1 protein-coding gene is annotated in these 978 nt (G+C 67.2%); it reads right to left on the reverse strand.

The window, feature by feature from the left end; translation table 11 throughout:
* Nucleotides 1-27: 27 nt before the first annotated feature.
* A complete protein-coding gene (locus ABD329_RS47820) occupies nt 28-912 on the reverse strand; it encodes an IS982 family transposase (protein ID WP_198282484.1) in 885 nt (294 codons plus the stop codon).
* Between the last annotated feature and the right edge of the window lie 66 nt (nt 913-978).

Genomic DNA, 978 nt, shown 5'->3' on the forward strand with positions numbered 1-978 from the left:
GGGCTAGATGAATGAGTCCGATGTTCTTCAGTGGTCATAGGCGATCAGGGATCGTTTGATCTTGGCGTCGGTGGTCCAGTTGTGCCAGATGCCAGCGGCGAGGGCGAGGAGTCTTTGTCCGGTGCGGGCGAAGACTCCTGCCGGGGTGCGGCCGCCGTGTTGCTCCAGGCTGAGCTGGCCTTTGAGGGTGTCGAAGACGGCCTCGATCCACTGACGCACGCGGGCCAGGCGGCCGTGCCGGACCGGCTCGTCCTTGCGATCGGGCCGCACCAGGTGGACGCCCAGGCGCTCGGTGAGGAGCGCCTCGAATGCCCGCCCGGCGAAGCCCTTGTCGGCGAGGATCACCTGCCCTGCGCGGACGAGGTGATGGTCGCGTTCCAGCAGGGCGGTCATCACCTCCCGCTCGCCCAGTTTCGGGTTCGCCAGGCACCAGGACACCGGCATGCCCTCGGCGGTGGTCAGCAGGTAGAGCCGGAATCCCCAGAAGAAGCGGGAGTGGCTGCGGCAGTATCCGTATCCGGCGTGTCCGGCCAGTTCGGAGCGTTTGACGGTCTCGCGGGAGGCCGCGCAGGGCAGCGGAGTGGAGTCGATCAGCCGGAGGCTGTCGTTCCAGGTCGGGACCTGCCGTGCCAGGGCACCGATCACATGGCTGATCAGCGGTCCGGCGGCGTTGAGGCGTTTGTTGTAGGCCGACTGCTGGGGCAGGTAGCGAAACAGGTGCCCGAGCCGGGCGTGGGCGAAGCGGATCCAGTGACGGGCTGAGGGGAAGCCGAGCAGGACCTGGGCGACCGCCAGGCACAGCAGTTCGGCGTCCGTGAGTTTCGGGGGTCGCCCGATCCGGCGACGCGGGGCCACATGGTCGTCGATGAACACGTACAGTGCCGCCAGAAGGGCGTCCAGGCAAGGAGTCACAACCAAGCCAACGGGCGCCCTTCGCCATGGTCGCGGCCAGCACAAACATCGGACTCATTCATCTAG

Source organism: Streptomyces javensis (assembly GCF_039525925.1).
Lineage (GTDB): Bacteria > Actinomycetota > Actinomycetes > Streptomycetales > Streptomycetaceae > Streptomyces > Streptomyces asiaticus.